This is a genomic window from Bartonella sp. AA83SXKL, assembly GCF_042196965.1.
Classification (GTDB): Bacteria; Pseudomonadota; Alphaproteobacteria; order Rhizobiales; family Rhizobiaceae; genus Bartonella.
The window spans coordinates 1-517 of record NZ_JBHIRG010000363.1; the positions used below are offsets into that span (position 1 = coordinate 1).

Consider the following 517-nt stretch of genomic DNA (forward strand, 5'->3'; position numbering starts at 1 on the left):
TGATGTTAAGGCTGGGGACCTTGGGGGCTTTATAGAAAATGAAAGCAATCTCTCTCATGATGGCAATTGCTGGGTCTATGATAATGCTTGTGTTACTTGGGGTTCAAAAATTTATGACAATGCAAAAATTTATAATAACGCCCGAGTATATGGTGGTGGTCGCATTTTTGAAAACGCACAGATTTACGGAAATGCAATTGTTTATCCCAATGCAAGAGTTTATGGCGACGCAAAAATTTACGGAGATTCAGAGATCTGCGGAGAAAGCCGTATCACAACAAACGAGAAAAAATAAATCATGTATAAATATGGAATTAAACCTACCTTGTGTGCACAGTTAGTTGTGAGAAATACTCACAATCTAGGTGAACTTTGTATCACTATCTCTGGGTATAAAGACGAGCCTTATGTAGATACCATAATTTCTGAAGACATAATGCAGCCTATAAAATCCAAACTCTAACAACCAAACCAACTTTTAAACACCAGCGTGATTCACGCCACGGGGGAATTGCGC

Annotated in this window: 1 protein-coding gene; it reads left to right on the forward strand. The window is 38.7% G+C overall.

Annotated features, from left to right (window positions below; all coding sequences use genetic code 11):
• On the forward strand, window positions 1-295 hold a 295-nt coding region (locus ACFINO_RS11640; RefSeq protein ID WP_375656014.1), incomplete at its 5' end, for a hypothetical protein.
• Between the last annotated feature and the right edge of the window lie 222 nt (window positions 296-517).